The organism is Burkholderia sp. S-53 (genome assembly GCF_025560745.1).
GTDB lineage: Bacteria > Pseudomonadota > Gammaproteobacteria > Burkholderiales > Burkholderiaceae > Burkholderia > Burkholderia pyrrocinia.
Genome location: NZ_CP090484.1, coordinates 3,124,783 through 3,145,105, shown reverse-complemented (window position 1 = coordinate 3,145,105; position 20,323 = coordinate 3,124,783). Strand labels below are relative to the sequence as shown.

The following is a 20,323-nucleotide window of genomic DNA, read 5'->3' as shown; positions in this document are numbered from 1 at the left end:
CCGGCCCGCGAACGGACCGGCACCCCCGGCGCATACCGTCACGCGTTCTGCGCAGGATCTGCGACGCCGCGCGCGGGCGTGCGTGTCGCAATTGCCCGCTCACGCTCGGCACCGCGCTTCGCCAGCTTCCAGCCGACCACCAGCGCAAGCACGACGACCGGAATCGTTGCGACGGTCCACGTGCCGCCCGGGTAATCGAACGCCATCAGCACCAGCACGGCGGCGAGGAACGCGAGCGTGAGCCACGACGTGAACGGCGCGCCGGGCATCCGGAACGACACGGCCTTCAGTTCGCCGCGATTGACCGCGCGGCGGAACAGGATCTGGCACATCACGATGAAGCCCCACGTCGTGATGATCCCGAGCGAAGCCATGTTCAGCACGATCTCGAACGCCTGGGCCGGCACGATGTAGTTCAGCGGCACGCCGATCGCATTGATCGCGACCGTGATCAGGATCCCGCCGTACGGCACGCCGCGCGCGTTCATCCGCGACACGAAACGCGGCGCCGATCCGCCCATCGCCATCGAGCGCAGCACGCGCCCCGTCGAATAAAGGCCCGAATTCAGGCTCGACAGCGCGGCGGTCAGCACCACGACGTTCATCACCGTGCCGACGTACGGCACGCCGAGCTTGCTGAAGAACGTCACGAACGGGCTTTCGTGCGCGCTGTACGCGGTCCACGGCAGCAGCATCGTCAACAGCACGACCGAACCGACGTAGAACAGCGCGATGCGCCACATTACGCTGTTGATGGCCTTCGGCAGCACCTTGCGCGCATCGGCCGTCTCGCCCGCCGCGACGCCGACGAGCTCGATGCTCGCATACGCGAACACGACGCCCTGCACGATCAGCACGGCCGGCAGGATGCCGTGCGGAAAGATCCCGCCGTGATCCGCAACGATATGCAGCCCCGGCATCTGGCCGGCGACCGGATGGCCGCTCGCGAGGAACACGGCGCCAACCGCGAGGAACACCGCGAGCGTGCCCACCTTGACGAGCGAGAACCAGAACTCCATCTCGCCGAACACCTTCACGCCGATCATGTTCATCACCGACACGATCCCGAGCGCGCCGAGCGCGAACACCCACTGCGGCACGTCGGTGAACACGGCCCAGTACTTCATGTAGATCGCGACCGCGGTGATGTCGACGATCCCGGTCGTCGCCCAGTTCAGGTAGTACATCCAGCCCGCGACGAACGACGCGCGCTCGCCCATGAACTCCCGCGCATACGACACGAAGCTGCCGCTGGTCGGCCGGTGCATCACGAGCTCGCCGAGCGCGCGCATGATCAGGAACGCGAACACGCCGCAGACGAGATACACGAGCGCCAGTGCGGGCCCCGCGCTTTGCAGGCGGCCGCCCGCGCCGAGGAAGAGGCCGGTGCCGATCGCACCGCCCATCGCGATCATCTGCACGTGCCGCGGCTTCAACTGCTTCGCATAACCGGCTTCGTGCGACGCGAACATCGCGTCGGGATCGGCGTGACGGGAGTCCGCGCCGCCGGCCGTATCGGCTGGCCGCTCGCTGGTGTGTTTCATTGTGAGTCTCCGTTTATTGATGTGTCGCGCCCCTCTCCAGGGCGCGTTTGAACGGTCGCGCGCAGGCCGCCGGCGGCAGGCGCCGGCGCCGCGCGGCCGGTGTCAGAGCGCGCGCGGCCGGATCAGCGCTTCGGGCTGCAGCGCCTCGTCCAGTTGTGCGTCGGTCATCAGTTCGCGCTCCAGCACGACCTCGCGGATCGACTTGCCGGTCGCGTGCGCTTCGGCGGCCACGGCCGTCGCGCGCTTGTAGCCGATGTACGGGTTCAGCGCGGTCGCAAGTGCAACGGAGCGCTCCATCGTTTCGCGCAGCCGCTCGGGATTCGCGGTGATCCCGCTCACGCAGCGCTCCGCGAGCGTCGTGCAGGCGGCCGTCAGGTGGCTGAAGCTGCGGAACAGCGCGCTGGCGATCACCGGCTCGAATGCGTTGAGCTGAAGCTGTCCGGCCTCGGCGGCAAAGGTCACGGTCAGGTCGTTGCCGAACACCTCGAACGCGACCTGGTTGACGACTTCCGGAATCACCGGATTCACTTTGCCCGGCATGATCGACGAGCCGGCCTGCACGGGCGGCAGGTTGATCTCGCCGAACCCCGCGCGCGGGCCGCTCGACAGCAGCCGCAGGTCGTTGCAGATCTTCGACAGCTTCACGGCGATCCGCTTGAGCACGCCCGAAACCTGCACGAACGCGCCGCAATCCTGCGTCGCCTCGATCAGGTTCGGCGCGGTGCTCAGGTCGAGCCCGGTGATGCGCCGCAGCGCCGCCAGCGCCTTCTCCGCGTACTGCGGATGCGCGGTGATCCCCGTGCCGATCGCGGTCGCACCGAGATTGATCTCGCGGATCAGCCAGCCGGCTTCCTGCAGCCGCGCAATGTCTTCGGTCAGCATCACCGCGTACGTCGAGAATTCCTGGCCGAGCGTCATCGGCACGGCGTCCTGCAACTGCGTGCGACCGAGCTTCAGCAGGCCCGCGAACGCGTCGGCTTTCTCCGCGAACGCATCGCGCAACCGCCCCATCGCTTCGAGCAGGTGCTCGACCGCGAAACACGTCGCGACCCGGATCGCGGTCGGATAGACGTCGTTGGTGCTCTGCGCGAGATTGACGTGCTCGTTCGGGTGCAGGTATTCGTACTGCCCGCGCGCATGCCCCATGATTTCGAGCGCGCGGTTGCAGATCACCTCGTTCGCATTCATGTTGGTCGACGTGCCGGCCCCGCCCTGGATGACGTCGACGACGAACTGGTCGTGCAGGCGCCCTTCGCGGATCTCGACGCACGCGGCGGCGATCGCATCGCGATACGGCTGCGGCAGCAGGCCGAGCTCGCAGTTGGCGTCGGCCGCGGCTTCCTTCACGGCCGCGAGCGCCATCACGAGGTACGGCAGCGACGCAATGGTGCGGCCGGAAATGTCGAAATTCTCTTTCGCGCGCAGCGTATGGACGCCGTAGTAGGCCGCATCCGGAATACTTCGTTTACCTAAAAGATCCGCTTCGACGCGGAAGCCGTTTTCTGCCATCGTGCCCTCCTGAATGTCTCGTGCCGCTCGTCGTGCGCCGCTTCCCGACGCGACGGGTTCGCATTCTATGCCTTTGCAAAAACAAGCTCGCCTCTGTATTATCGAAAGCGGTTTTGCGTGGGACGCAACAGCGAGAATCGAATGAAAAAAGGCGTGAGAGAGACAGGCATCGATCACCTCGGCGCGATGCGCGCGTTCGTGAGAGTGGTCGAAACGGGGAGTTTTTCGGCAGTCGCGAAGGAGATGCACGTATCGACATCGACCGTCGCGCGCAAGGTGACGGCGATCGAGGACGCGCTCGGCGTCGCGCTGCTGCACCGTTCGACGCACAGCGTGACGCTGACCGAGGCCGGCCACATCTATCTGGAGCGCGCGGTCACGCTGATCTCCGATCTCGACGACACGCTGCGCGTCGTCGCCGAATTGAACGCGCAGCCGAGCGGCCCGCTGAAGCTCACCGCGCCGGTCGCGTTCGGCCGCCGCCATCTCGCGCCGCTGGTCGCGCCGTTTCTCGCGCGCTACCCGACGATCCAGCTCGACGTGCGGCTCACCGACAACCACAACGACCTCGTGGCCGGCGGCTTCGATCTCGACATTCACGAGGGCGAGAACTACCTGGACAACCTGGTCGTCCACCGGCTGTCGCGCAACGACAGCATCCTGTGCGCGACGCCCGGTTATCTCGATCGCAGCGGGCGCCCGTCGACGCCGGACGACCTGAAGCACCACAACTGCCTGCGCTACGTGCACCCGGAAGGCGATCCGCGCTGGAATCTCGTGCACGGCGACGCGCAGCACAGCGTGCTGCCGGCCGGCAACCTCGTCACCGACCACTCGGAGCTGCTGCTCGAAGCGACCTGCGCGGGGCTCGGCATCGCGGAGTTCGAGATCTGGCTGGTGCGCGACCTGCTCGCCAGCGGCCGGCTCGAAGCCGTGCTGCCGCGCTACCGGCTGCAGAACCGGCTGACGGGCGAATTCATCTACATCGCGTATCTGGCGAACCGGCGCAGCTCGGCGAAGCTGCGCGTGCTGAAGGACTTTCTCGCGGAGCACCTCGCGCAGATCGGCGAGCTGTCGGACGTCGAGCTGGCGAAGATTCGCGGCGCTCGCGCGTAGCGGTCGTGATCGCGACCGCTACGCGCGGTTGCATTCGTATCGATCAGCGAAGCGCGCGTTCGCCGATACGCGCGCCCTCGTTCAAGGGCCGGCGGCACCGGCGCAGTGACGACGCTCAGGCCGGCTGCAATTCGAACGGGAACGTGGCGTGCCCGATCCCGACGCCCTGCGTGTTGAGCATCCGCGGCCGGTGGAAGCCGGCCAGTTGCGCGCGCTGCACGAACGTACCGATCTGCAGCCGATCGAGAATCTCGCTGACGACCATGTAGAGCACGTCGAGGTTGCCGTCCTCGATCTTCACCGAGATGCCGAGCGCACCGTCGGCGCCGAGTCGCCGCGTGTTTTCCGATGCACGCACGCCGAGCCCGTAACACGCATCGGCACCGAGCTTGCCGACCACCTGCCCGTCGAACGCGTTCATCAGCACCGTGCAATAACGCCCGTCGCCGGCGACCAGTTCCGGATGCGCGGTCATCGCACGATGAATGCGCGCCAGCGCGCGAACGCGATCGCTGATCTCACCGCCGCCCGCTTCCACCTTGTCCGCGCCGTCGGCCAGCGACGCGTAGAGGCGCGCGAGCCGATCCAGCGAAAACGCCGGCGTCGGCAGGTTGCACCCGTCGATCGCCCAGTCGACTTCGTCGTCGCGCAAGCCGCACGCATCGGCCACGACATGCTTCACGCGCACCTGCATCGGATGATCGGGCAGATGGTAATCGGCCATCGCGGCGCCGATCGCCTGCGCGCCGGCCAGCATCCCGACATGCTTGCCCGAACAGTTGCTGCACACGCCGGTCGGCGTGTAGTCGCGCTTGACCCACGACCGGTACACCGCATCGGACAACGGCGGATGGCCGCCGCAACGCAAATCCGATTCGTGCGCGGCAACCTTGGCCAGCATCGCCCGCGTGCGTTCGATGTGCCGGTCCTCGCTGCTGTGCGACGCGCACATCAGCGCGATGTCCGCGTCGTCGAAACCGAAGCGCTCGGGTGCGCCCGTCTCGATCACCGACAGCGCCTGGGCCGGCTTGGCAGCCGACCGCGCCAGCGTCATCCGGAACGGATCGCCGAACCGGGCCAGCAACCGGCCGCTTGCATCCACCACCGCCACATGGGCAACGTGCGTGTTCTCGATCGCAATGCCGCGGTACGTGACGACCGCTGCGCGTTGGGTGTCCATCGTGTCCTGTCTCCTTGCTCGGGGCCTGCTTGCCGGGGCCCGTCCAACCGGTACGGAAGTGTATCGAGTCGCCGCCCCCGCGCGCCGGGCAGGCAATGGAAAGCGGTGTTGCATGTGACGCAAAGGCAGCCGCACGGCTCACGAAAACCTGACTGGTTCAGTACAGAAACCATTCAAGCGTTTACATATTTGTTGCCAATCCGTAGAATTGCGACCGCAAACGCGAATCATACGCATTTACATTGACGTTTTCCGATGTTCCGGGCCTGCGCTGCCCGCATCGAGAAAACGCGCCCGATCACCGAATCTTCTGCTGCCTCTCGATATGCCCGCCCAGTTCAAGACGAGGCCCCGTGCCCTCGTGTCGGCGCTGACCTGCTCCGTTTTCCTGACGCCGCTGCTCGCCTCCGCCGAAACCGCTCCCGCTCCCGCATCTGCCGCCGACCAGCCTGCCCCGTCCGCCGACGTCCAGGCGACGCTGCCGGCGATCGCGGTCCAGTCGTCCGCGCTGTCGGACATGCAGGTGAAGCGCTCGCCGTCGTACAAGTTCACCGCGCCGCTGCTCGACACGCCGCGCTCGGTCACGGTGATCCCCGAGCAACTGATCAAGGAAAAGAACGTCACGTCGTTCGCGGACGCGCTGCGCTCGGTGCCGGGCATCACGTTCCTCGGCGGCGACGCGGCCGCGAACCCGTCGGCCGACCGTCCGGTGATCCGCGGCTTCGAATCGCGCAACTCGATCTTCGTCGACGGGATGCGCGACTCGGGGCTGCAGAACCGCGAGACGTTCGCGGTCGAGCAGATCAGCGTGATCAAGGGCCCCGATTCGGTCTACGCGGGCCGCGGCTCGGTGGGCGGCAGCGTCGACATCGTCACGAAGACGCCGAAGAACGACAACTTCATCAACAGCAGCATCGGCTTCGGCACCGACGGCTACAAGCGCGCGACGGTCGACGCGAACCGCAAGATCGACGACACGACCGCCGTGCGCCTGAACGTGATGGGCCACGACGCGAACCAGGCCGGCCGCAACGACGTGTACAACAAGCGCTGGGGCGTCGCGCCGTCGATCGTGTTCGGGCTGAACACGCCGACCACGGTCACGGTCAGCTACTACCACCTGAACTCGTACGACATGCCGGACTTCAGCGTGCCGTTCCGCGCGTCGGGCGGCACGCCGGTGCCGACCGATCGCGGGCAGTTCTTCGGGCTGAACACGCGCGACTATCGCTACGGGCAGACCGACACCGGCGAAGTGCGCGTCGAGCATCGCATCAACGACGACTGGAAGCTGAAGAACACGACGATGTTCGGCCGCACGACGCTCGATTACGTGGCGACGAATCCGCAGATCCTCGCGTCGAATCCGAACATGCTGAGCCTGCAGGCGAAGAGCGGCAAGTACGCGACGAACGGCATCGCGAACCAGACCGAAATCACCGGCCGCACGAACCTGTTCGGCATGCAGCACACGCTGACGGCCGGCGTCGAGTTCAGCCTCGAACAGAACCGCTACGAGGGTTACCTCGTGACCGACGCGAAAGGCAACAACATCCGCACGGGCGGCCCGTGCACGGTGCCGGGGAACTGCACGCCGCTCGCGGGCGGCTGGAACCCGAACATGCCGTGGACCGGCAATATCGTGCTGAACGGCGACAAGGGCTTCCCCGGCGCGACGACCAACACGCGAACGACCACCGCGTCGGCGTACGTCTTCGATACGGTCAAGCTCACCGAGCAGTGGCTGTTCAACGCGGGGCTGCGTTTCGACCGCTACGACCTCACCGCGAAGCAGGCCGGCGCGGCCAACCTGTCGAACACGTCGAACCTGTTCAGCTACCAGTTCGGCCTCGTCTACAAGCCCGTGCGCACCGTGAGCCTGTACGCGTCGTACGGCACGTCATCGAACCCGCCCGGGTCGAACGGCGGCCTCGGCGGCGGCACCGACCAGATCACGGCGAACAACCAGAACCTGACGCCCGAGCGCACGCGCAACATCGAGGTCGGCGCGAAGTGGGACGTGATCGACCAGCAGCTTTCGTTGACGTCCGCGCTGTTCGATACCGAGAAAACCAATGCGCAGGTCAGCGACGGCCTCGGCCATACGATCAACGCGGGCAAGCAGCGCGTGCGCGGCGCCGAACTGGGCTTCGCGGGCAACCTGACGAACAAGTGGCACGTGTTCGGCGGCTATACGTACCTGAACGCGGTGACGGTCGATGCAGGCCCCGGCAATCCGGGCGGCGCCGGCCTGCCGATGGTGATGGTGCCGAAGCACAGCTTCACGCTGTGGACGAGCTACGACGTGATGCCGAAGCTGACGCTCGGCGCGGGCGCGACGGTGATGAGCAAGACCTATGCGTCGGTGTCGCCGACCGTGAAGAAATGGACGCCCGGCTATGCCCGCTTCGACGCGGCCGCGACGTGGCGCGTGAACAAGACGATGGACGTTCAGTTGAACGTGCAGAACCTGTTCGACAAGAAGTATTACTCGAGCGCGTATCCGATCTACGCGACGTGGGCGCCGGGCCGTTCGGCGATGGTCACGCTCAACTTCTATCAGTAATACCGGTCATCATGCCGGCTGCGGCGGGAAGACGCGACGCGCCCTTCCCGCCCGCATTCGCCACCGCAGCGAATACGCCTTCAGGTTCGTGAAGCGCTGCATCGCTTCCTGCACGCCTTCCTTGTAGCCCAGCCCCGAATTCTTCACGCTGCCGATTTCCAGCTCGGTGATGAAGCGCGTGATGCTGTCGAAGCGGTTCGTGCAGACCGACGACGACGATGCATGGTCGACGTCGCGAAAGCACGTGATCGGCGTCACGCGCTCGATCGCCGTCGGCCTCGTGCGACGCGGCACGCCCTTGCCTGCCGCGTCGCAAGTCAGCGAACCACAACCAGCCCTTCGTATTCGAGGCAGCGGCACGGCGACGCGCACGCCGGCGTATCGGGCCATGCACGCGCGCCGGCATCGATGCGGATCGGCCGCCCGAATTCGCGCGACGCGCACGCCAACAGCGTGTGCGCGATGCCGCTGCTTCCGGATGGGTTTTTCCGCGATTCCGCTCGACCGGATCGAGCCCGGCGTGCGGGCGCTGGCGCAGTGCGTGCGGATGCAAAAGACGGACACCTGACCGGATGCGAAATGACGCGCGCATGTCGTTGCGCCGGGCACCGCGCGCGTCACTCGCGCTCACACCGTTGCAGTGTCATCTCGACGAAACAGCGCCGAATGTCCCGGCGTTTCCATTTGTTTAGTAAATCGAATAAAAATATTACAACTCTGTTATTCCGATTGACAGCGGATTCCTCCAAATCCTAGTGTTACGACCCAACAGGATAGCAATAACCCACGGCGAACCCATGGTTCGATCGACCGGGTGATCAACGCAGAAGATGCATATCCGAATGGAGGGGGCAATCATGAATCGATTCACGACGCTCGCGGCGATACTGGCCGCGACGTGTGCGTTGGCAGGATGCGGAGGCGGTGACGGCAGCGACGGAACGGCGGCGTCGATACTGACTGCAAGGCCGTCGAACGCCGTGGCCGATACGACCAATCTCGACGACAACCGCAGCCTGTCGTTGACGCAGTATGTCGATCCGTTGATCGGCACGCTCGCGAGCAATTCACCGAACCCGGTGCCGGCAGGACAGGCCGGTAGCGTCGAGCCGGCCGCCGGCCTGCCGTCGGGCATGGTGCAATGGGCGCCCGACACCAACACCACGCCGGCGCCGAACGACAGCCAGGAACCGAACTCGCCCGCCGGCTACTACTACGACATCCACTCGATCCAGGGATTCAGCGTGACGCACATGCCGGGGGCCGGCTGCAGCGGCAACAACGGCGAATTCCCGATCATGCCGACCACCGACGCGACGAAGCTCGTGCCGACCTTCAGTCATGCGAATGAAACGGCGAAGCCCGGCTACTATTCCGTGCTGCTCGATTCGCAGATCAAGGTGGAGCTGACCGCCACGCTGCGCACCGGCTTGGGCCGGTTCACCTACCCGGCCGGCCAACCCGCGCTGCTGGTGCTCGACGCGACGCGCACCAACACGAAGACGTTGACCACCGGTGCGATCACGCAGGTTTCCGACAGCGCCCTCTCGGGCAGCACGATCGGCGGCGGCTTCTGCGGTAACTCGGTGCCGGTGCCCGTGTACTTCTACGCCGCGTTCGACCAGCCCTTCGCTTCGTCCGCGATTTCGCACGGCGTGGCCCAGCTCGGCTTCCGCTCCGGCCAGACGGTCAGGATGAAGATCGGCATCTCGTACGTCAGCGTCGCCAATGCGAAGGCCAACCTCGACGCGGAAAATCGCGGCTGGGACTTCGACGGCGTGCGCACGCAGGCGGACCGCATCTGGAACGACCGCCTCAACGGGATCCGCGTGGCGGGCGGCACGCTCGACGCGAAGAAGAAGTTCTATACGGCGCTCTATCACGCGCTGTGGGCACCCAGCATCTTCAGCGACGCGAACGGCCAGTACATCGGCTTCGACAATACCGTGCATCAGGTCGCCAAGGGCCAGGCGGCACAGTATTCGTCGTTCTCGGGCTGGGACATCTATCGCTCGCTGATCCAGCTGAAGGCGATCCTCAACCCGTCCGAGACCAGCGATATGATCCAGTCGCTGGTCAACGACGCGGACCAGTGCGGCGCGATACCGCACTGGGTCAACGACAACGTCGAGGACGGCGTGATGCCGGGCGATGCCGGTTCGCTGATCGTGTCGAGTGCCCATGCATTCGGCGCACGACGCTTCGATACGCGCTCAGCGCTGCAGCACATGGTGAAGATGGCGAACATCCCCGGCACCGCGTGCAACAACGTGACCACCAACGGCGGACGCGCGAGCTACCTGCAGACCGGCTATATCACCAGCGGCGAGTGGGGACAGGCTTCGTCGACGCTCGAATACACGAGCAGCGACTTCGCCATCTCGCGCTTTGCCGGCGCACTCGGCGATACCGCCACGCAGCGCATGCTGCTGGGCCGCTCGGCCTACTGGCAGAACCTGCTGAACACCGCGTTGACACCCCCGCTGATCGCGGCACGGCAGTCGAACGGCGCGTGGATTCCCGAGACGCCGAGCAGCGGCGACAACTACGTGGAAGGCAATGCCGAGCAGTACACGTGGATGGTGCCGTACGATTCGGTCGGCCTGTTCGCGCAGCTGGGCGGCAATACGGCGGTGACGTCGCGACTCGACCAGTTCTTCACGGTACTCAATGCCGGCATGACACTGCCGAACTTCTACATGGGCAACGAGCCGACCTTCGAGGCGCCCTGGCTCTACAACTGGGCCGCGCAACCGTCGGGCACGCAGCGCGTGGTGCAGCAGATCATGGGCACCGCGTTCGGCACCGGCCCCGATGGCCTGCCGGGCAACGACGACCTCGGTGCGGTGTCGGGCTGGTACGTGTGGGGCGCGCTCGGCCTGTACCCGCAGATCCCCGGCGTGGCAGGCCTCGCGATCGGCAGCCCGCAGTTCCCGCAGATCGACGTGCGGCTCGGCAACGGCCGCACCTGGCGGATCCGCGCCGAGGGCGCGCCCGCGTCGAACTATGTGCAGTCGCTGTCGATCAACGGTCGTGCCCACCCTGCCGCATGGGTTGCCTTCGACGACATCGCCAACGGCGCCACGCTGCACTTCGCGATGGGCGGCGCTCCGTCGCAATGGGGCAGCCAGAAACAGCCGCCGTCGTTCGGCGTGCCGGTGGCGCTCAACGCGGCCGACAGCTACAACAATCGCGGCTTCAGCGCGGACGGCGCGACCAATACCGACGGCCAGGGTGCGGACTTCGACGGCAGCCTGTTCAGCTACTCGCTGAACGCGCTGGCGGCCGCGGGCGTGCAACCGGGCAAGCCGTTCGCGGTGGCCGGCGCCAGCGTGGCGGTGGCGGGCGGACCGCTGTCGCTCGACAACACCGTGACCGTCGGCCAAACCGTGATGCTGCCGCCGGGGTCGGTCGGCACCGGCGTCGTGGTGCTCGGCTCGGCCAACAATGGTCCGAGCAGCGGCATCGCGCAGTTGAACTTCGCCGACGGCTCGAGTCAGGGCGTCACGCTGGCGTTCGACGACTGGACCCTGAACGGTGGCAGCGCGAGCGCCAGCTCGACGGTCGCCGTCACGATGGCCTACCGCAACGGCGGCAACGGCCAGCAGGACAACGTCAAGACCTACATCTTCGCGCAGAAGCTTCCCGTGCCGCCCGGCAAGGTGGTCACGAGCATCGTGCTGCCGCGCCAGGTCAGTGCCGGCAAGATGCACGTGTTCGGCATCGGCATGACGGCCTCGTGATGCCCGCATGACCCGCGGGGGACATCGCACGTGACAATGTCCCCTGCTCCCCCTCGTGAGCACGCGTCGCGGAAGTACGCGCACACGCGTCGTCACGACGCGCGCTGGTAGTAGATGTTCTGCGGATGCCGCGCGTCGGCGAAAAAGAACCAGCGTTCCGCGACCAGCCCCGCATACTGGATCACGAACGCCGCGCCGAGCGCGACGGCTGCCGCGACCGATGTCGGCGCGAGCGCACCCGCACCGGTCAGCACGAACGGCACCGCAAACGCGCCGATCAGGAAACCGGCCTTCACCGCGCGCAGCGTGCCGTTGCCTTGCCCGTGAAAGAACTCCCGCGTATTGAACGCGCTGGCCGTGAAGCCGCGCGATTTCTGCTCGACCTTTTCATTGCGGATCCCCGTCGCGCTCTGCACGGTCGACTTCGGCCGCAGCCGCGCATTGCGCGCGAGCGACGCGAGCCGCGTCACACCACCCGCGAGCGTCAGCACGCAGGCGGCCGCCGCGAGCCGGCCGACCAGCGCCGGCGCGAGCCAGGCCGCGCACGCCGTCGCGAGCGTGCAGCCCGACGCGCAGCCGAGCAGCACGAAGTTCACGAGCGTCAGCGGGCTCGCCCATTCCTGCAGGAAGCGCAGGCACGCGTAGATCATCGCGGTGCACACGAACAGCGCGACGCTCGCGAGCGCACCCGCCGCGCCGATCAACAGCGTCCCGGGCCAGCCGAACAGGTGCGCCGCGCCATACGCGAATGCGCACGCGAGAAACACCGGCAGCGCGATGCATTCGCGAGACAGCCACGACGTGCGCCACATCGCGATCGCGCGCCACGCGCGTTCGGGGTGGCCGAGATGGAAGAACGACGCGAACAGGCCGAGCACGCCGAGCGCGACCGACAGCGCCGCGCCGGTCATGTAGAACGCGGCGGCCACGTCGACGCCGGCCAGCCGCGCCAGCGCCTCGACGATCACGAGCGTCAGCAGCAGGCCCTGTGCGGCGCCGCACAGCGTCGTGAGAAAAACGACCGAAAAGGCTGGGCGCATGGGAACTCCGTCTGGATCTGAATGAAAAAACGCGCTTAGCGCGGCGTCGCGAGCGAAACGAGATCGATGTCGCCGCGCGCCGCGCGCGCCTCGAACGACTCGTCCGCGTCGCCGCCCGACGTGCTGCCGCATCCGCCGCCGCTGCCGCAACCGCACGACGCTTCGGTTTTCACGCGCGGCAGGTAATGGTTCGACGGCCGCGTGCCCCATTCGGGCATCAGCGCATAACCGCCGCGTTCGCGGATCGCGCGCGACACCTCCGAGTCGGGATCGTGCACGTCGCCGAACAGCCGCGCCGACGTCGGGCACGCGAGCACGCAGGCCGGCTTGCGGTCGCGCTCCGGCAGCGCTTCGTTGTCGATGCGGTCCGCGCACAGCGTGCACTTCGTCATCTCCTTGCGGCCTTCGTCGAGCTCGCGCGCGCCGTACGGGCACGCCCATGCGCAGTACTTGCAGCCAATGCACTTGTCGTAGTCGACTAGCACGATCCCGTCCGACTTGCGCTTGTAGCTCGCGCCGGTCGGGCACACGGGCACGCACGGCGGGTCCTCGCAGTGCAGGCACGATTTCGGGAAGTGGATCGTGTCGGTCATCGGGAACACGCCGGCTTCGTAGATCTGCACGCGGTTGAAGAACGTGCCGGACGGATCGTCGTCGTACGGGCGCAGGTCGGCAAGGCTGCCGGCCTCGCCCGACGTGTTCCATTCCTTGCAGCTCGTCACGCAGGCATGGCAGCCGACGCATACGTTCAGGTCGATGACGAGGGCCATCTGGGTCATGGTTGCGCTCCTTCGATCAGCTATCGTCTGACGGCGAACCGGCCGACGCCGCGCGCCGCAGCCGCGCGGCGAATGCGCCGGTTCCCGCGAAATACGCCTGCACGCGCTGCAGCACGCGCGGCGTGCCGGGCAGCGGCGGCATCGGCGCGAACTGCGGCAGTGTCGTCTTCGCATCGGCTTCGGCCGGATAGATCCGCACCTGCACGTCGTACCAGCCGGCCTGCCCCGTCACGGGATCGGAGTTCGACATCCGCGCACCGGCGCGGGCCGCATCCGGCAACTCGTCGGTGATCACGTGATTGAGCAGGAAGCCGCGCTGCGATTCGCCCGCTTCGGGCCCGAGGTTCCATGCGCCGGCCGCCTTGCCGATCGCGTTCCACGTCCACACGGTGCCGGGTTCGACCGCCTCGCTGTAGCGCGCGCGGCAACGCACCTTGCCCCACGGCGATTCGACGTAGATCCACGCGCCGTCGTCGATCTGTTGCGCGGCGGCCGTCGCGGGATTCACGAACAGGTGGTTCTCGCCGTGGATCTGTCGCAGCCACGCGTTCTGCGAATCCCACGAGTGGTACATCGCCATCGGCCGCTGCGTGATCGCCGCGAGCGGATAGCGGTTCGCATCGGTCAGCCCGCTTTCGAGCGACCGGTGCCAGAACGGCAGCGGATCGAAATAGCGCACGATACGCTCGCGCAAGTGGTCGGGCGGCTGGCGGCCCGACGTGAGGCCCTGCGCGGCGAGCCGGAATTTCTGCATCACGTCCGAATAGAGCTGGATCACGATCGGCACGCCGAACTTGCGCATCCCGTTGTCGACGGCCCACTGCATGTACGGGCCGTTGCAGTTGCGCATGTACTGCAGCGGCTCCGGCAGCCGGTGGTGGTACACGCAGTTGTTCTCCGCGTAGCGCTGCCACTGGTCGGGGTTCGGTTCGCCGACGACGGCCTTGTCACCGTCCTTGCCGCGCCAGCCGATCAGGAAGCCGGTTCCGGAATTCGGCGCGGTCTGGAAGTTGATGACGAAATCCGGATAGTCGCGGTACTTGCGCTGCCCGTCCGCGGTCGTGAACGCCGGAAACTTCAGCCGGCTCGCGAGCTCGATCAGCACTTCCTGGAACGGCTTGCATTCACCGGTCGGCGGCACGACGGGCACGCGCACCGAGTCGACCGGCCCGTCGAATTCGGAGATCGGCCGGTCGAGTACCGACATCACGTCGTGGCGTTCGAGGTAGGTCGTGTCGGGCAGGATCAGGTCGGCGAATGCCGTCATCTCCGACGCGAACGCATCGCACACGACGAGGAACGGGATCCGGTACTCGCCGTCGTCGCGCTTGTCGACCAGCATCTTGCGCACTTCCGTCGTATTCATCGACGAATTCCACGCCATGTTGGCCATGAAGATCAGCAGCGTGTCGATCGGATAGGGATCGCCGCGCCACGCGTTGGTGATCACCGAATGCATCAGCCCGTGCACCGCGAGCGGGTATTCCCACGAGAACGCCTTGTCGAGCCGCGCGGGCGTGCCGTCCGGATGGATGAACAGGTCCTCGGGGCCCGCCGGCCAGCCGAGCGGGCCGGTGGCGAGCGGCGTGTTCGGCTTGACCTGGGCCGGATCGTTCGGCGGTTTCGCCGACGGCGGCGCCGCGCGCGGATACGGCGCCTTGTGCCGGAATCCGCCCGGCCGGTCGATCGTGCCGAGCAGCGACATCAGCACGGCGAGCGCGCGGATCGTCTGGAAGCCGTTCGAATGCGCGGCAAGCCCGCGCATCGCATGGAACGCGATCGGCACGCCCTTCACCGTCGCATGCTCCTTGCCCCACGAATCGGTCCAGCGCACCGGCAGCTCGATGGCGTGATCGCGAGCGACCGTCTCCATCTCGCGGGCGAGGCGGCGGATCGTGTCGGCTGCGATGCCGGTGATGTCGGCCGCCCATTCGGGTGTGCAGCCGGCCACCTGTTCGCGCAGCAGCGTGAACGACGGTACGACGGGCGTGCCGTCGTCGAGCGTGTAACGACCGTCGAGCGCCGGTTCCGCGCCGTCCGTGTGGTGCAGCACCGCGCGGTTCGTCTTCGTGTCCCACCACATGCGGTTCTGCGGATACAGCGCGTTGACCTCCGGCGCGGCCGCATCGCGCACGAACAGCCCGAACGTGTCGGCGCCGTCGCGCTGGTCGACCAGCTCGGCCGCGTTCGTGAAGCGCGACACGAATTCGACGTCGAACGCGTTGCGCGCGATCAGCTCGTGCATCAGCGCCATGAACAGCGCGCCGTCGGTGCCGGGGCGGATCGGAATCCATTCGTCGGCGATCGCCGCGTAACCGGTGCGTACCGGATTGATCGCGATGAAGCGCCCGCCCGCGCGCTTGAATTTGCCGAGCGCGATCTTCAGCGGATTCGAATGGTGATCCTCCGCGGTGCCGATCATGAAGAACAGCTTCGCGTTGTCGAGATCGGGGCCGCCGAATTCCCAGAATGAGCCGCCGATCGTATAGATCATCCCGGCCGCCATGTTCGCCGAGCAGAACCCGCCGTGCGCCGCATAGTTCGGCGTACCGAACTGTTTCGCAAACAGGCCGGTGAGCGCCTGCATCTGGTCGCGGCCGGTGAACAGCGCGAAGCGCTTCGGGTCCGTCGCACGCAGATGCGCGAGCCGCTTTTCGAGCACGTCGAACGCGACCGCCCACGACACGGGCTCGAACTGCGCGTCGCCGCGTTCGGCGCCCGGCTTGCGCATCAGCGGCTGCGTGAGCCGCGCGGGCGAATACTGCTTCATGATTCCCGACGAACCTTTCGCGCAGATAACACCCTGGTTCAGCGGATGCTCGGGATTGCCGTCGATATAGCGCACTTCGCCGTCGCGCAGGTGCACGCGGATGCCGCAGCGGCACGCGCACATGTAGCACGTCGTCGTCTTGATCTCGGCCTGCTCGTCGCGCTCGCGTGCTCGATGCTCCATCGTCTGTCCTCGTTCGCGGATGATGGCGCGCCCCGCCGGGGCGCACCCGTGAGTCGGTTCATCCATGCTATGCCGGCACGCGGTCGACATAAAGTCGCATCCTCCGATCGGTCCTATCGGGCGGCCTGATAGTTGGCTAGACAATCCATCGGGCGTGGACAGGGTCCGCATGCGCGAAGGCCCGGCTCACGGCCGGGCCTTCGGCGTCATGCGTTACCGCGGCGGATAGGCGAGCAGTTCGCTGTCGTCGAGATGCTCGCGACGGCCGCGGCACGTCAGCCCGTACGCGACGCTCAACGATTTGCTGGAGAACGTGTCGAAGATGCGCGACGCGGCCGCCCGGCTCGCGCCGCTGCTGCATGCGGCCGATGGTGTGCCGCCGGGCTGACGCGGCCGCGAACGGTCAGACAGTCAAGCGTTCAAGCAAGGTGGTAACGCAGCCAGAAGGTTTCGCGGCACGCGTTGTCGAACGTCAGCCGCGACGGGCTGATCGGGTGCGCATCGGGATGGCGCAGCACGTCGTAGTCGATCCAGCATTCGGCGCACAGCAGGTCGGACGGTGCGCGATCGTGCTCCACCGAGCGGCGCACGATCGCACCGTTGTCGAAGCGGTATTCGGTTTCGTCGCGCGTGACTTCGACGTCGTCGTCGGTCCAGCGGTCGTGGGAGGTCGCGTGCGACACGATCGATACCGGGCCGGCGAGCCCGTGGATCGCGGCGACGTAGGAAATGAGCTTGTCCATGAAGAGGCGGCGAACTGGCGGATGGCCGCTTCGCGCAACGCATGCTGCGCGAAGCGGCCCGAGCGGCGAGTATAGCCGCGCGCCGATGACCTTGCCGCCGGCGGGGTTTCGTTGCCATTACGCGTCGCGCAACGGCCGCGCGCTACGCTTCCAGCGCGAGCACCGCGAACGTCGCGAGCCAGTGCTCGCCCATGTAGTCGCCGGCCACGTGCGCGAGCGCGCTCGCGAGATGCCGGTCGGCCGCGTCGAGCAGCTTCGCGCGCCGCGCGTCGCCTTCCGGCAGCGCGCCGGCGAGCGCGCGCTGGCACCACGCGCGGCTCAGGTTCAGCCCGTCGAGGTGCGCGATCTTGCCGTCGCTGCGGTCGCTGACCGTCGCCGGTTCGAACAGCGTCGCCGGCTCGCCGCGCGCGAGATCGGGCAAAAAGCGCGCGAACCAGCCGTCGAATTCGGCCGCCGGCAGCACGCGCCGCATCAGCTCGGCCTCCATCAGCGCGGGCGACAGGAATTCGTCGCCCGACGGCTCCCACGCCTGGCACGCGACGTCGTTCAGGTGCCAGCGCTTCGCGGTATCGACGATCAGCGCCGCGAGCCCGTCGCGCTGCGTGTCGCGCGCGAAGTCGAGCGTGAGCGCCAGCGCGAACGCGGTGTTGAAGTGCGTGCCGACGCGCAGCGGATACGTCGCTTTCGGCAGGAAGGTCTCGAAGCGCGACACGAACAGGTCGGTGAGCGGCGCCAGCGTCTTCGCCCAGCGCGCGGCCTGCGGCAGCGCGCCCTTCAGTGCGAGCCGTTCGAGTTGCGCGGACAGCGCAAGCAGCCACGCCCAGCCATACGGCCGTTCGAAGCCGCTGTTGTGCGGCAGCGCGAGATACGCGCGCTCACCGGCGACATTCGCGTCGGTGAAGTGCGCGTCGACGATCGCGACGATGCGCTCGGCCTCCGGCAGCGCCGGATGGCGTTCGAGCACGCGCAGCACGAGCCAGTAGCCGTGCACGCACGAGTGCCAGTCGTAGCTGCCGTAGAAGATCGGATGCAGCGCGCGCGGCCCTTGCACGTCGTGCGGGCCTTCGAGCGAATGCGTGAGCTTGTTCGGATATTCGCGGGTCAGGTGCGCAAGTGCGAGCGACGCGAATTTCGACGCGAGTTCGGGTGTGAGTCGGTCGGTCATGAGGATCTCGTCCATCGAGTCAGAAGCGGAATGCGAACGCATACATCAGCAGCGTGTTCACGGCCAGCAGCAGCACGGCCGTCGGCCACTGCGCCTTGATCACGCCGTTCTTGTCCTTCAGTTCGAGCAGCGCCGCCGGCACGATGTTGAAGTTCGCGGCCATCGGCGTCATCAGCGTACCGCAGAAGCCGCTCAGCATCCCGATCGCGCCGACGATCGCCGGGTTGCCGTGGAACTGGTGGACGATCAGCGGCAAGCCGATGCCGGCCGTCATCACCGGGAACGCGGCGAAGCCGTTGCCCATGATCATCGTGAACAGCGCCATTCCGACCGTGTAGGCCGCGACAACCGCGAACGGCGAATCGATCGGCACCCAGTCCTTCACGAGCCCCGACACCACGCCGCCGACACCGGCGACGGCGAACAGCGCGCCGAGCGCCGCGAGCATCTGCGGCAGGATCGCGGCCCAGCCGACCGCGTCCATCGTGTGGCGCGCTTCCTTCAGCGCGTGCACAGGCGAATCGCGCAGCATCGCGAGCGCGACGACGAACGCGACGATCGTGCCGAGCACGAGCGAGATCAGCGTCACGCTCTTCGGGTCGACGAACGGCACGAGCTTCAGCGCGAACGTGCCGATCAGCGTGACCACCGGGATCAGCAGCGCGGGCAGGAACAACCGGTTGCCGAAGCGTTGCGCGAGCGACGCGCGTCGCACGGCCGCCGCTTCGCCGGCTTCGTCGGACTTGCCGCGGCCGAGCTTGCCCGAACCGGCGATCACCGCGAGCGCGATCGCGAGGCAGCCCGTCACGAAATGCGGCAGCAGCGCGCCGAACAGGAACGTGACCGCGTAGATCGCCCAGAACGCGAAATTGACGACGCGCCGCGGGTTCGTGCGGTCCGTCAGGTTGAAGCACGCGAACGCGGCGAACATCAGCCCCGCGAGCGTGTACAGCGATTCGAGGCGGATCATCGCGCACCCTCCGGCCCCAGCAGGCCGAAGCCGCGCGCCAGCCGGCGATCGAGCAGCGCGAGGCGCGTGCAGTGGATCAGCAGCGCGGCGATCGCGGTCGGGATCGCCCACACCGACAAGTGCAGCGGCTCGATGGAAATCCCGTTCTGTTCGAGAAAGCCCTTGATCAGCAGGATCGACTGGATCGCGATGAAGATGTCCTCGCCGAAGAACACCGCGATGTTGTCGGCGCCCGACGCATGCGCGCGGATCTGCTGGCGAACCGACTCGGGCAGGTCGCCGTATCGAGTGACGGCGGCGGCTTCGGCCATCGGCGCAATCAGCGGACGCACCATCTGCGCATGGCCGCCGAGCGACGTGAGGCCGAGCGCGGCCGTGGCCTGGCGCAGCACGAAGTACAGCATCAGCACGCGGCCCGTGGTCGCCGCCTGCACGCGCGAGATCATCCGCTTCGCCTGCTCCTTGAGCCCGTTGCGTTCGAGCAGCGCGATCACCGGCAGCGTCAGCCAGATGAGCCCCATGTAGCGGTTTTCGGTGAACGCCTTGCCGAACGCGCTGACGATGTCGACGAGATTCAGCCCGCCGGCCAGCCCCGTCGCGAGCCCCGCGATCGTGACCACCAGCAGCGCATTGAAGCGCAGCGCGAAACCGATCACGACGATCGGCACCCCAATCAGCACCAGCATTGCTCCTCCTTGTGTTGGACGCGAGCGCCTTCGCGGCGCGCCGCCTGCCCGGTTTGGACCGGGTTCGGACGGCAAAATCTAACACGAGACTTTATCGATAAAAAGTCGACGATTTACCGGTTCGGGTAAACGTTGAAGCATGCGGATACCGTGCACGGGCCATGTGTCGGCGGTGTTTCGTCGGACGAATCGATCGCCGGTCGACCGGCGCGGGCGGGCGCGTGGCGACGCGCGCTTCCCTGCATTCGCACCGGCCGGCGGCCGTCGGCACGGGCCGCCGCGCGTGGCGGAGCCCCGGTGCGCCGACTACACTGGAAAGCATCTGCAAC

At 67.0% G+C, this 20,323-nt stretch carries 14 protein-coding genes and 2 pseudogenes; 5 read left to right on the top strand and 11 right to left on the bottom strand.

Annotated features, from left to right (window positions below; genetic code table 11):
- Positions 1–38 precede the first annotated feature (38 nt).
- On the bottom strand, positions 39–1,544 hold the full coding sequence (locus LXM88_RS36160; RefSeq protein ID WP_262544253.1) for an amino acid permease: 1,506 nt from the start codon (positions 1,542–1,544) through the stop codon (positions 39–41).
- A 102-nt stretch (positions 1,545–1,646) separates the two neighbouring features.
- A complete protein-coding gene (gene aspA, locus LXM88_RS36155; RefSeq protein WP_262544252.1) occupies positions 1,647–3,053 on the bottom strand; it encodes an aspartate ammonia-lyase in 1,407 nt (468 codons plus the stop codon).
- Positions 3,054–3,194: 141 nt separating this feature from the next.
- Between aspA and LXM88_RS36150 the strand changes: the two genes are divergently transcribed.
- On the top strand, positions 3,195–4,169 hold the full coding sequence (locus tag LXM88_RS36150) for a LysR family transcriptional regulator (RefSeq protein WP_262544251.1): 975 nt from the start codon (positions 3,195–3,197) through the stop codon (positions 4,167–4,169).
- Positions 4,170–4,284: 115 nt separating this feature from the next.
- On the opposite strand, the gene LXM88_RS36145 is transcribed toward LXM88_RS36150, so the two are convergent.
- On the bottom strand, positions 4,285–5,349 hold the full coding sequence (locus LXM88_RS36145; RefSeq protein ID WP_262544250.1) for an asparaginase: 1,065 nt from the start codon (positions 5,347–5,349) through the stop codon (positions 4,285–4,287).
- Positions 5,350–5,674: 325 nt separating this feature from the next.
- On the opposite strand from LXM88_RS36145, the gene LXM88_RS36140 reads away from it, so the two are divergent.
- Positions 5,675–7,915 (top strand): TonB-dependent receptor, encoded by a 2,241-nt coding sequence (locus LXM88_RS36140; RefSeq protein WP_262544249.1) that lies wholly within the window; start codon positions 5,675–5,677, stop codon positions 7,913–7,915.
- Positions 7,916–7,924: 9 nt separating this feature from the next.
- Here the strand turns inward: LXM88_RS36140 and LXM88_RS36135 are convergent.
- Positions 7,925–8,173: pseudogene (locus tag LXM88_RS36135) on the bottom strand (hypothetical protein); the annotation flags it as partial.
- Between LXM88_RS36135 and LXM88_RS36130 the strand changes: the two are divergent.
- Both LXM88_RS36130 and LXM88_RS36125 read left to right on the top strand, forming a co-directional pair.
- Entirely contained in the window at positions 8,160–8,483 is a 324-nt protein-coding gene (locus LXM88_RS36130; protein ID WP_262547121.1) for a hypothetical protein, read from the top strand. The pseudogene LXM88_RS36135 and the gene LXM88_RS36130 overlap by 14 nt on opposite strands.
- A 289-nt stretch (positions 8,484–8,772) precedes the next feature.
- Positions 8,773–11,658: a GH92 family glycosyl hydrolase gene (locus LXM88_RS36125; RefSeq protein WP_262544248.1), complete on the top strand. Its 2,886-nt coding sequence runs from the start codon at positions 8,773–8,775 to the stop codon at positions 11,656–11,658.
- Positions 11,659–11,750: 92 nt separating this feature from the next.
- Here the strand turns inward: LXM88_RS36125 and LXM88_RS36120 are convergent, their stop codons facing one another.
- From LXM88_RS36120 to LXM88_RS36110, 3 genes are read right to left on the bottom strand one after another with little or no spacing between them, the layout of a single operon-like run.
- Positions 11,751–12,698: a dimethyl sulfoxide reductase anchor subunit family protein gene (locus tag LXM88_RS36120; protein WP_262544247.1), complete on the bottom strand. Its 948-nt coding sequence runs from the start codon at positions 12,696–12,698 to the stop codon at positions 11,751–11,753.
- 35 nt (positions 12,699–12,733) lie between these two features.
- Positions 12,734–13,477 carry a 4Fe-4S dicluster domain-containing protein gene (locus LXM88_RS36115; protein ID WP_262544246.1) on the bottom strand — a complete coding sequence of 248 codons (744 nt, stop codon included), beginning with the start codon at positions 13,475–13,477 and terminating at the stop codon, positions 12,734–12,736.
- A 16-nt stretch (positions 13,478–13,493) separates the two neighbouring features.
- Complete coding sequence (locus LXM88_RS36110; RefSeq protein WP_262544245.1) at positions 13,494–16,430, bottom strand: molybdopterin oxidoreductase family protein; 2,937 nt, start codon at positions 16,428–16,430, stop codon at positions 13,494–13,496.
- A 286-nt stretch (positions 16,431–16,716) separates the two neighbouring features.
- On the opposite strand from LXM88_RS36110, the pseudogene LXM88_RS37215 reads away from it, so the two are divergent.
- Positions 16,717–16,818, top strand: a pseudogene (locus LXM88_RS37215) (IclR family transcriptional regulator); the annotation flags it as partial.
- 31 nt (positions 16,819–16,849) lie between these two features.
- Here the strand turns inward: LXM88_RS37215 and LXM88_RS36105 are convergent.
- The 4 genes from LXM88_RS36105 to LXM88_RS36090 all read right to left on the bottom strand — a co-directional run bounded on the left by LXM88_RS36105 (position 16,850) and on the right by LXM88_RS36090 (position 19,994).
- A complete protein-coding gene (locus LXM88_RS36105) occupies positions 16,850–17,173 on the bottom strand; it encodes a hypothetical protein (RefSeq protein WP_262544244.1) in 324 nt (107 codons plus the stop codon).
- A gap of 142 nt (positions 17,174–17,315) precedes the next feature.
- Positions 17,316–18,338, bottom strand: a complete 1,023-nt coding sequence (locus LXM88_RS36100; RefSeq protein ID WP_262544243.1) for a DUF2891 domain-containing protein — start codon at positions 18,336–18,338, stop codon at positions 17,316–17,318.
- A 19-nt stretch (positions 18,339–18,357) separates the two neighbouring features.
- Positions 18,358–19,308 carry a DUF979 domain-containing protein gene (locus LXM88_RS36095; RefSeq protein WP_262544242.1) on the bottom strand — a complete coding sequence of 317 codons (951 nt, stop codon included), beginning with the start codon at positions 19,306–19,308 and terminating at the stop codon, positions 18,358–18,360.
- Positions 19,305–19,994 carry a DUF969 domain-containing protein gene (locus tag LXM88_RS36090; protein ID WP_262544241.1) on the bottom strand — a complete coding sequence of 230 codons (690 nt, stop codon included), beginning with the start codon at positions 19,992–19,994 and terminating at the stop codon, positions 19,305–19,307. The genes LXM88_RS36095 and LXM88_RS36090 overlap by 4 nt, the downstream gene beginning before the upstream one ends.
- Positions 19,995–20,323: the final 329 nt, after the last annotated feature.

What these genes read in the sequence shown, in the direction of transcription:
- aspA (WP_262544252.1), bottom strand. Translation starts at nt 3,053, where the DNA reads ATGGCAGAAAACGGCTTCCGCGTCGAAGCGGATCTTTTAGGTAAACGA.
- LXM88_RS36150 (WP_262544251.1), top strand. Translation starts at nt 3,195, where the DNA reads ATGAAAAAAGGCGTGAGAGAGACAGGCATCGATCACCTCGGCGCGATG.
- LXM88_RS36100 (WP_262544243.1), bottom strand. Translation starts at nt 18,338, where the DNA reads ATGACCGACCGACTCACACCCGAACTCGCGTCGAAATTCGCGTCGCTC.
- LXM88_RS36160 (WP_262544253.1), bottom strand. Translation starts at nt 1,544, where the DNA reads ATGAAACACACCAGCGAGCGGCCAGCCGATACGGCCGGCGGCGCGGAC.
- LXM88_RS36125 (WP_262544248.1), top strand. Translation starts at nt 8,773, where the DNA reads ATGAATCGATTCACGACGCTCGCGGCGATACTGGCCGCGACGTGTGCG.
- LXM88_RS36120 (WP_262544247.1), bottom strand. Translation starts at nt 12,698, where the DNA reads ATGCGCCCAGCCTTTTCGGTCGTTTTTCTCACGACGCTGTGCGGCGCC.
- LXM88_RS36095 (WP_262544242.1), bottom strand. Translation starts at nt 19,308, where the DNA reads ATGATCCGCCTCGAATCGCTGTACACGCTCGCGGGGCTGATGTTCGCC.
- LXM88_RS36115 (WP_262544246.1), bottom strand. Translation starts at nt 13,477, where the DNA reads ATGACCCAGATGGCCCTCGTCATCGACCTGAACGTATGCGTCGGCTGC.
- LXM88_RS36090 (WP_262544241.1), bottom strand. Translation starts at nt 19,994, where the DNA reads ATGCTGGTGCTGATTGGGGTGCCGATCGTCGTGATCGGTTTCGCGCTG.
- LXM88_RS36105 (WP_262544244.1), bottom strand. Translation starts at nt 17,173, where the DNA reads ATGGACAAGCTCATTTCCTACGTCGCCGCGATCCACGGGCTCGCCGGC.
- LXM88_RS36140 (WP_262544249.1), top strand. Translation starts at nt 5,675, where the DNA reads ATGCCCGCCCAGTTCAAGACGAGGCCCCGTGCCCTCGTGTCGGCGCTG.
- LXM88_RS36145 (WP_262544250.1), bottom strand. Translation starts at nt 5,349, where the DNA reads ATGGACACCCAACGCGCAGCGGTCGTCACGTACCGCGGCATTGCGATC.
- LXM88_RS36110 (WP_262544245.1), bottom strand. Translation starts at nt 16,430, where the DNA reads ATGGAGCATCGAGCACGCGAGCGCGACGAGCAGGCCGAGATCAAGACG.